This window comes from Rhizobium atlanticum (genome assembly GCF_030182485.1).
In the GTDB taxonomy this organism is placed as follows: Bacteria; Pseudomonadota; Alphaproteobacteria; order Rhizobiales; family Rhizobiaceae; genus Rhizobium.
Window position 1 is genome coordinate 400,566 of sequence record NZ_JAQJCJ010000003.1, and the last position, 8,732, is coordinate 409,297.

Genomic DNA, 8,732 nt, shown 5'->3' on the forward strand with positions numbered 1-8,732 from the left:
CCTATGCTGAAATTTCGATGCGCCGGCCTGTCTTGGCGCTTTCGATAGCTCCGAAGACCATCGCAAGGCTTCTGATATTGTCGGAATTGACGGTCTCGGGCTGCTTGCCGGTGCGGATCGCGGCGATGAAATCGGCGATGACGCTGGCATGGCCGTGGGTTTCCTCATCATGTTCCGGACCGGAAACGTTTACGGAAACAAAGCCGCGCAGGAGACCGGGTTCTTCGCCGGCGACGGCTGCCTCGAAATTCTCTTCGCCGTCCCAGGTCAGCATTCCCTTCGAGCCGACGAGACGCCATCGGCTTTCCCAGCTGGTGCGCTCGCCTTCGGCGCACCAGGAGCCGCGATAGGTGAAAACGATATCATCGGAAAATTCGAAGATCGCGTTTGCCGAGGCGCCATGCCGATACCAGGAACCCTTCGGGTTGCGCTCGACGCAATAGACGGCGAGCGGCTTCTTGTCCGCGACGTAGCGCGCCGCATCGAAGGTATGGATCGCCATGTCGAGCAGCAGCACACTGTCCATCTCCTCGCGGAAGCCGCCGAAATGCGGCGCGAGGAAGAAGTCGCAGTGAATGGCGGTAAGCTCGCCGATCGCACCGCTGTCCACGAAACGGCGCAGGCGCCTGACGCCCGGTATGAAGCGTCGGTTCTGGATGACGGCATGGATACGGCCGGTCTCTGCGGCGAGATTGATCAGCGCAGCGCCTTCGTCGAGCGAGGCCGCCATCGGCTTTTCGCTGAGTACGTGGCAGCCGGCCTTGAGTGCGATCGAAACGACATCGTACCGGGCGGACGGAATGACGATGTCGAAGACGAGATCGGCCCTCGTGACAGCAATAACTTCGGACAGGTCAGAGCCGATGACAGCGCCTTCCAGGCCGAACTCGGCCGCGAGCTTTTCCGCCGTCTCCCGGTTCAGGTCGACGAGGCCGACGATGGTGATGGACTCGGCGAGTTGTGGATTGGACGCGATGGCGCGCAACCAACCTTTGGACATAGCTCCGCACCCGCACAGAATGGCACTGAATTTCACGATTTCCTCCGAGGGAATGGCGCCCAACTCTCCTGGTGACACGCATCCCGTAAACGTTTACGACTGTAGGCGAAAACATTTTATGCTGTCAATAGAGGCAAAAAGCGAAAATGCGGAGCAGAGGAAAAGCGCCAGCAGCGAGAGGCATCCGCCAGCTTGCCGAACACCTAAATATCTCGATCGGCACGGTCTCCCGCGCGCTGAACAACAAACCTGACGTGAACGAGGAAACCCGCCGGCGCGTGCTGGCGGCGGCCGAAGACCTCGGCTACGTCGCCAATCAGTCGGGACGGAGCCTTCGACAGGGAGAAACGAAGGTCATCGGCTTGATGATTGAATCCAGCCAGGAAGTGGTCGAAAATGCCGACAACTTTTTCCTTGGGGTTACCAGCGGGCTGCAGCATTGCTTTGCCCGCCATAAGCTCGACCTCCTGATGCTCCCCTGCCCGGCCGATGAGGACCCGCGCGAATATCTGAAGCGCATGGTGGCGCGACGTGTCGTCGATGCGATGATCATCTCCAACACGCAGCGAATCGATCGGCGCATCGATCTTCTCTCGCGCGCGAAGATTCCCTTCGTTGCTGTCGGCCGCAGCCTTTCGCCCGGCAAGTTTCCCTGGGTCGATCTCGATTTCGAGGGCGTCGCCGAACGTGCTGTCGAACGGCTGGTTGCGCACGGCCATCGCCGGATCGCCATCACGGCGCCGTCGACCGAGGCCAATCTCGGCTACCTCTTTGTAGACAGCTATCGCCGTGCGCTCGAACGTCACGGCGTCCGTTTCGATCCCTTGCTGGTCATTCGCGTCAAGTCGAGTGAACAAGGCGGCTACCACGCAGCGCATGAACTGCTGCAGCTTGAAGACCGGCCGACCGCAGTCATCTTGATCTACGAGATCATGGCGATCGGCCTCTACCGACGGCTGATGGAGTCGGGTGTCCTCCCCGGTCGCGACCTCGCGGTTATAGGTTTCCGCGATGCCCCGCGCGCACGCTTCCTGCAGCCCTCGCTCAGCTGCTTCCGCATGTCGCTCCATGATCTCGGCATCGCGATCGGCCAGACGCTTCTCGCCAGCATGCCGGCCTATCGCGCCTCCTATCCGGATGGCGGCCGCAACATCATCTGGCCGCTGGAACTGGTACCGGGCGAGAGCGACACGTTTGAGGTCGGGGCTCCAGCCTGATCGTCTTGCAAAGTAGACACGATGTAGTATATTTGAGCATAAATGTAGTATGGATCTTTCGATGAGAATGTCCTTCATGACCAGCGCCGCCTTCAACCAGAATCCGAGCAAGGCGAAGAAAGAGGCGAATGAGCGGCCGCTCGTGATCACCGATCATGGCGAGGCAGCCTATGTGCTTGTCAGCTACGCCGAATTCCAGGCGAATTGGAAAGCGCCGAAGACGCTCTTTGCGGCATTGCGCGATCCTCGGGCGGATGAGCGAGAATTCGAGCCTGAGCGGCTTGGCTTCGACGGCAGGACCGTCGAGTTCTGATGGCATTCCTGCTCGATACGAATATCATTTCCGCTGCGCGCAGGGTCGAACGGCAGGCGCAGGAATTCCAAGACTTCATGAAGGAATTTTCCGTTGCCGAAGCCTATCTCGCGGCGATCACGATCATGGAAATCCAGTTCGGCATCCAGCGTGAGCGGACAAGGGATCCTGGCTTCGCCGAGGATCTTCGCCGCTGGATGGACGAGATCGTGCTGGCGGAATTCGCCGGACGCATCCTACCCTTCGATACCGCGACGGCAAGCCGAGCCGGTCTCCTGCCGACCGCAGATAAGCGTCCCTCCGCCGATGCGATGATCGCCGCCACGGCGCTGGAGCACGGGCTGAAACTCGTGACGCGCAATGTTGTGCATTTCATCCCGCTCGGGGTCGAATGCATCGATCCCTGGCGCTTTGCCGGCACGCCGGGTTGAGCACTCGCGAGCCGTTGTTCATGCGCCTGCGGCGAAAAACCGGTTCTCCGGCCGTGGCAATCCGAGATGCTCGCGCAGTGTGGTGCCCTCGTATTCGCTGCGGAACAGGCCGCGGCGCTGCAACTCGGGAACCAGCCGTTCGGTGACGTCGGTGAGGCCCTGCGGCAGGTAGGGGAAGACGATGTTGAAGCCGTCCGAGCCTTCTTCCTCCAGCCATAGTTCCATCTCGTCCGCGATGCTTGCCGGCGTGCCGACGAAGGCGAGGCCGGCATAGCCGCCGTAACGCTGCGCCAGCTGGCGAACGGTCAGCTTCTCCTCGGCGGCGAGCTTCAGCACCTGTGCCCGGCCAGTCTTGCTGGCATTGGTGTCGGGAATATCGGCCGGCAGCGGCGCGTCGGGATCGAAGCCGGAAACATCATGGCCGAGCGCGATCGACAGCGAGGCGATGGCGCTGTCGTAATGCACAAGGCTGTCGAGGGTGGCGCGTTTGGCGCGGGCCTCCTCGATGCTGTCACCGACGATGACGAAGGCGGCCGGCAGGATCTTGAGATGGTCGCGATCACGGCCGATCGCTTGCATGCGCCCCTTGATATCGGCATAGAGCGCCTTGCCCGCGGCCAGTCCGCGCGGCGAACAGAAAACCACTTCGGCGGTCTCGGCTGCGAGCTGACGGCCGGGATCGGACTGGCCGGCCTGCACGATGACAGGCCAGCCTTGCGGCGGGCGGGCAATGTTAAGCGGCCCGCGAACGCTCAGTTCCTCGCCCTTGTGGTTAAGCACGTGCATCTTTTCCGGATCGAAGAACAGGCCGCTTTCCCGGTCTCGGATGAAGGCATCATCGGCGAAGCTGTCCCAAAGACCGGTCACGACATCAAAGAATTCGCGCGCACGATGATAACGCTCGCCATGCTCCACGTGCTCGTCTAGGCCGAAATTGAGCGCGGCGTCTGGATTGGACGTGGTGACGATGTTCCAGCCGGCACGGCCACCGCTGATATGGTCGAGCGAGGCAAATCGCCGGGCGATGTGATAGGGCTCGTCGAATGTGGTGGAAGCGGTCGCGACGAGGCCGATGCGCTCCGTCACCGCCGCCAGCGCAGACAGCAGCGTGAACGGCTCGAAGGAGGTCACGGTGTGGCTGCGCCTCAGGGCCTCGACCGGCATATTCAGCACGGCGAGGTGATCGGCCATGAAAAAGGCGTCGAACTTCGCCCGTTCCAACGCCTGCGCGAAGGATTTCAGGTGTGCGAAATTGAAGTTGGCGTCGGGATAGGAGCCGGGATAGCGCCATGCGCCTGTGTGCAGACTGACGGGACGCATGAAAGCGCCGAGGCGCAACTGCCGTGGGGTCATGATGTTCCTCATGGATTGGGCACGGCGGACGCCTGCCCCGGATCTCGGATACGTAGGAATGCGATGAAATCAAATCGAGGCCGCAAGCGGCATTTTCAGCCGCAAACTTTTCCGGCGTTCCAAGTGGCACCGCAGCGCGACCCTTCCTCCCAGACCGTAATGGCGCGGGCGGGAGGCTGATAAGCAAACACTTTTTATTTTCGATGACATCTATAGAATTTGTACTCTTATCTCGGCGCCCGATTTCTTTCACCGATAGCATCGTCAGTATTGGAGGCATCGATGAACAGCGTGCTGAGGCAAGCAGACCAGATTCGGCCAGTGGCCGCACGTATCGGCAGCGACGAGGAGGCGATCGCCACCGCGCGGAAGCTGGCTGCGCTATTTGCGGCGCGCGCCGCCGAACGTGACGCCGACCGGATCCTGCCTTTCGCTGAGCTTGATCTCCTCGCCCAGTCCGGACTCCTCGCGATCACCGTGCCCGCGCAATTTGGCGGGCTCGACGTTTCCAACGCCGTGCTTGCCGAGATCACTGCGATCCTGTCGGAGGCCGACGGTTCGATCGGCCAGATCCCGCAGAATCATTTCTATATTCTCGAGGCGCTGCGAACCGATGGCAGCGAGGAGCAGCAGCGCTATTTCTTCGGCCGCGTACTGGCCGGTGATCGCTTCGGCAATGCCCTTTCCGAGCGCGGCACCAAGACCGTCGGCCACTACAACACGCGCATCACCCGTGACGGGCCCGGCTACCGGATCAATGGCCGCAAATTCTATTCGACCGGTGTCCTCTTCGCCGACTGGATCACCGTCTTCGCGCTTGATCCGGAAGACCGGCTGACCATGGCTTTCGTGCCGAAGGGCACCGAAGGCGTTGAAATCGTCGACGACTGGGACGGCTTCGGCCAGCGCACCACCGGCAGCGGCACGACGATCCTCGACAATGTCTATGTCAACGCCGATTCCGTGGTTTTCCATCACAAGGGCTTCGAGCGGCCGACGACGATCGGCTCGGTGGGGCAGATCATCCACGCGGGTGTGGATCTCGGCATCGCGCGGGCAGCCTTCGCCGCAACACTGGATTTCGTCAGGACGAAATCGCGCCCCTGGATGGATAGCGGCCTCGATCGCGCCTCAGACGATCCCCATACGATCGCCAAGGTGGGGCAGATTGCCATCCGGCTGGAGGCGGCGACGGCACTGGTGGAACGTGCCGGTCACAAGGTTGACGCCGCGCAGGTCGAGACGACGGAGGAAAAGGTGGTCGAGGCGACACTTGCCGTTGCCGCCGCCAAGGTGCTGACGACCGAGGTGGCGCTCGAGGCTTCCAACACGCTCTTCGAACTTGCCGGCACCTCGTCGGTGCAGATCGGCCTCAATCTCGACCGTCATTGGCGCAATGCCCGCACCCATACGCTGCACGATCCCGTGCGGTGGAAGTACCATGTCGTCGGCAACTATCACCTGAACGGCGTCAGGCCGCCAAAGAACGGCGCGCTCTGAATTCGAGCCCCCATAAAAACCCGCCGCCGGCGCGCCGGCGGTGGGTTTGCTTTCATGGGGGCCGTGGTCGCCTCAGCTGTAGAGGCTGACCTCCGGTATCTTATCGTTCAGCACGAATTCGCCGACTTCCTTGGCCTTGTAGAAGACGGGATCGTGCAGCGTATGGGTGCGGACATTCCGCCAGAATCGGTCGAAGCGGTATTTGTCGGCCGTCGAGCGTGCACCGGTCAGCTCGAAGACGCGCGAGGTGATGTCGAGCGAGACATGGGTGGCGTGAACCTTGGCGGCATAGGCTTCGGCCGCCGCTTCGCCGCGCTCGCGTTCAGTTACCTTCAGGCCACGGGCAAGGCCAGCCTGCACCGCAACGGCTGCGCTGTCGGCAAGGGCTGCCGAGGCCTTGAGCGCCGCGGTGAATTCGCCGACACGTTCGAGGATATAGGGATCGTCGGCCGCCCGCTCTACGCCCGAGGTGATCCACGGCCGGGTGGTGGTGCGGACATAATCCACCGCCGCCTGCAGCGCGCCTTCGGCGGTGCCGAGATAGAAGTTGACGAAGACCAGCTGGATGAAGGGCGTGTTGAAGGTTGAAAGCACCGGCGCGGCGGCATCAGGTGCGGCGGGGGCGCCAACGAAATCCTCCTCGTAGACGGGAAAGTCGCGGAATTCGACGCTGCCGCTGTCGGAGAGACGCTGGCCGATATTGTCCCAGTCGTCATTGGCGACATAGCCCGGCCGATTGGTCGGCACGGCAAAGCCGGCGATCTTGTCGTCGAGCGCCGCATTGGCGTTGATGTAGTCGGAGACACGCGCCGCCGTGGAGAAGGACTTGCGTCCGTTCAGCACGTAGCCGTTGCCGCGGCGGGTAAGCACCAGACCGGGATCGCGCGGGTTGACGGCGGCGCCCCAGTAGAGGTTCCTGGCGACGGTTTCGCTGCCGAGTGCATGGGCACGCGCCGGATCGAGCGCCCAGTAAATGTACTGGCTGTTGACATAATGGTAGCCGAGCAGCTGGCCGATCGAGCTCTCGCCCCGGGCGAGGATGCGCACCAGCTTCAGACCGTCGACCCAGTCGAGGCCGCCGCCACCAATCTCGGTAGGATGCAGCGCATTCAGCAGCCCGGCATTCTTCAGCTTGACGATTTCAGCGAGCGGCGGACGACCGTCGCGATCGAGGTCTGCGGCGCGGCGGGAAAGGTCGGCCGAAATCTCCTCGGCACGGGCAAAGAGGTCTTCTCGCGTCGGGTTGCGGCTCACCGCGAAGACGACATTGGACTGGCTCATGGACGGGGCTCCAATTCTCCAAAAAGATGATCCGGCGGGAGCCGAGTGCTCCCGCCGGAAGGATCGCGCTGAAAAGCCTTAGAACAGCTTGTCCGGGATCCAGCTCGCGGTCGCCGCATCGCTCGTGCTGAAGGCCGGGATCTTGGCCGCCAGGTCCTCGATCGTCTTGACGCCAGCGGCGCGCAGGCTTTCCTGCGTCAGAAGGGTCGGCTTGACGGTAATCTGATGGGGAACCGTCTGTCCGGCGATTTCCAGCGCCGCAGCGCGGATGGAGACGGCGCCGACGACGGCAGGATTGGTCGCCACCGTTGCGACCCAGGGGCTGCCCTCCTCGGTGATCTCCTGGATATCGGCTGTGGAAAGGTCGGCCGAATAGATCTTGAGTTTCTTGGCGATGCCAAGGTCGTTTGCGGCAAGTTTTACGCCGCGGGCGAATTCGTCATAGGGCGCGAAGACGACAGATATATCCGGATTGGCGGCCAGCGCGGCCTTGGCCTGGTCGGCGGTCGAGGTCGCCGTCGTGTCGCTGACATTGCCGAAGCGGGCCTTTTCTACGACGCCCTTATTCTCCGACTTGAATTTGTCCCAAACTTCGTTGCGGCGGTCGAGGGGCGCAAAGCCGGCGACATAGACATAGCCCGCTTTGAATTCCTTGCCGTTGTCCTTTACCACCTGCTCGAGAGCGAGGGATGCGAGTTCATGGTCGCTCTGCTCGACCTGCGGAATCTTCGGGTTGTTGAGGTTGACATCGAAGGCCACGACCTTGATGCCCTTGTCGAGCGCCTGCTGGACCACGTCGCCGAGCGATTCCGGCAGGCCGTGGTCGATGACAATGCCGGAGACGCCGAGATTGATCGCCTGCAGGATCTGTTCTCGCTGCTCGGCGGCATCCTGCCGGCCGGGGAAGACGCGCAGGTCGATATCCAGAGCCTTGGCCTGGGCCTCAGCACCGGCCTGATATGCCTGGAAGAAATCGCCCGCCGAGATATAGCTGATCAGCGCCACCTTGACGCCGCCCTTGTCGAAGGGTGCCGGAGCACCGGACAGGCCGTCGGCGTGTGCGCCTTGAATGAGAATAAACGGAATGACGGCGGCGGAGAGTGCGAGCCGTGCGAGGGATTTCATCGTCGCGTTCCTTCTAACAATCGGAGGCGTCGTCTGACAGGTTCCAGCCCTCGCGACGCGTCGATTTATTAGATATAATATCTATACTTTTAGTAGATTAAATGATCCGATTTTGCCGGCTGCGGGAGATTCTTTGTTTCCCGGGCATAGTTCACCAGGGAAATGCGTGCCTGGAATTCGCTCCCACGAACGGGGCACAATTCCGCTTCGAATGCAGTTCCGGATCTTGTCGATGCCGCTTCTTCACATTGGAAACATCACCCGCAGTTTCGGGTCGACGCGGGCGCTGGCTGGCGCGGATCTTTCTATAGAGCGCGGCGAGATCGTGGCGCTGATGGGTGCAAACGGCGCCGGCAAATCGACACTGGTAAAGATCCTTTCCGGGGTGCTCGCGGCTGATGGCGGCACGATCCATCTCGAGGGCCACCGTTTCGCGCCGCGCAGCCCGGCCGAAGCGGCGAAAGCCGGTGTCGTCACCGTACACCAATCGACAGATATTGTCGGCGCGGCGG

9 protein-coding genes are annotated in these 8,732 nt (G+C 62.0%); 5 read left to right on the forward strand and 4 right to left on the reverse strand.

Features of this window, described 5'->3' with window-relative positions; all coding sequences use genetic code 11:
• Position 1: 1 nt before the first annotated feature.
• A complete protein-coding gene (locus PH551_RS07240) occupies positions 2 to 1,036 on the reverse strand; it encodes a Gfo/Idh/MocA family protein (protein WP_285192444.1) in 1,035 nt (344 codons plus the stop codon).
• 110 nt (positions 1,037 to 1,146) lie between these two features.
• Here PH551_RS07240 and PH551_RS07245 point away from each other — a divergent pair, with 110 nt between their 5' ends.
• From PH551_RS07245 to PH551_RS07255, 3 genes are all read left to right on the forward strand, one after another.
• Positions 1,147 to 2,217: a substrate-binding domain-containing protein gene (locus PH551_RS07245; protein WP_285192445.1), complete on the forward strand. Its 1,071-nt coding sequence runs from the start codon at positions 1,147 to 1,149 to the stop codon at positions 2,215 to 2,217.
• Between the two features lie 61 nt (positions 2,218 to 2,278).
• A complete protein-coding gene (locus tag PH551_RS07250) occupies positions 2,279 to 2,530 on the forward strand; it encodes a type II toxin-antitoxin system Phd/YefM family antitoxin (protein ID WP_198175596.1) in 252 nt (83 codons plus the stop codon).
• On the forward strand, positions 2,530 to 2,961 hold the full coding sequence (locus tag PH551_RS07255) for a type II toxin-antitoxin system VapC family toxin (protein WP_285192446.1): 432 nt from the start codon (positions 2,530 to 2,532) through the stop codon (positions 2,959 to 2,961). The genes PH551_RS07250 and PH551_RS07255 overlap by 1 nt, the downstream gene beginning before the upstream one ends.
• Before the next feature lie 18 nt (positions 2,962 to 2,979).
• Here the strand turns inward: PH551_RS07255 and PH551_RS07260 are convergent, their stop codons facing one another.
• Complete coding sequence (locus PH551_RS07260; RefSeq protein WP_285192447.1) at positions 2,980 to 4,314, reverse strand: LLM class flavin-dependent oxidoreductase; 1,335 nt, start codon at positions 4,312 to 4,314, stop codon at positions 2,980 to 2,982.
• Positions 4,315 to 4,596: 282 nt separating this feature from the next.
• On the opposite strand from PH551_RS07260, the gene PH551_RS07265 reads away from it, so the two are divergent.
• Positions 4,597 to 5,814 (forward strand): SfnB family sulfur acquisition oxidoreductase, encoded by a 1,218-nt coding sequence (locus PH551_RS07265; RefSeq protein ID WP_285192448.1) that lies wholly within the window; start codon positions 4,597 to 4,599, stop codon positions 5,812 to 5,814.
• A 72-nt stretch (positions 5,815 to 5,886) separates the two neighbouring features.
• On the opposite strand, the gene PH551_RS07270 is transcribed toward PH551_RS07265, so the two are convergent.
• Both PH551_RS07270 and PH551_RS07275 read right to left on the reverse strand, forming a co-directional pair.
• A complete protein-coding gene (locus PH551_RS07270; protein WP_285192449.1) occupies positions 5,887 to 7,095 on the reverse strand; it encodes an acyl-CoA dehydrogenase family protein in 1,209 nt (402 codons plus the stop codon).
• A 78-nt stretch (positions 7,096 to 7,173) separates the two neighbouring features.
• Positions 7,174 to 8,220: a substrate-binding domain-containing protein gene (locus tag PH551_RS07275; RefSeq protein ID WP_285192450.1), complete on the reverse strand. Its 1,047-nt coding sequence runs from the start codon at positions 8,218 to 8,220 to the stop codon at positions 7,174 to 7,176.
• 232 nt (positions 8,221 to 8,452) lie between these two features.
• Here PH551_RS07275 and PH551_RS07280 point away from each other — a divergent pair.
• A partial coding sequence (locus tag PH551_RS07280; protein WP_285192451.1) for an ATP-binding cassette domain-containing protein occupies positions 8,453 to 8,732 on the forward strand: 280 nt, incomplete at its 3' end.

Bases quoted from the DNA above. Each gene is read 5' to 3' on its own strand.
- PH551_RS07250 (WP_198175596.1), top strand. From the start codon at position 2,279: ATGAGAATGTCCTTCATGACCAGCGCCGCCTTCAACCAGAATCCGAGC.
- PH551_RS07275 (WP_285192450.1), bottom strand. From the start codon at position 8,220: ATGAAATCCCTCGCACGGCTCGCACTCTCCGCCGCCGTCATTCCGTTT.
- PH551_RS07260 (WP_285192447.1), bottom strand. From the start codon at position 4,314: ATGACCCCACGGCAGTTGCGCCTCGGCGCTTTCATGCGTCCCGTCAGT.
- PH551_RS07265 (WP_285192448.1), top strand. From the start codon at position 4,597: ATGAACAGCGTGCTGAGGCAAGCAGACCAGATTCGGCCAGTGGCCGCA.
- PH551_RS07255 (WP_285192446.1), top strand. From the start codon at position 2,530: ATGGCATTCCTGCTCGATACGAATATCATTTCCGCTGCGCGCAGGGTC.
- PH551_RS07270 (WP_285192449.1), bottom strand. From the start codon at position 7,095: ATGAGCCAGTCCAATGTCGTCTTCGCGGTGAGCCGCAACCCGACGCGA.
- PH551_RS07245 (WP_285192445.1), top strand. From the start codon at position 1,147: ATGCGGAGCAGAGGAAAAGCGCCAGCAGCGAGAGGCATCCGCCAGCTT.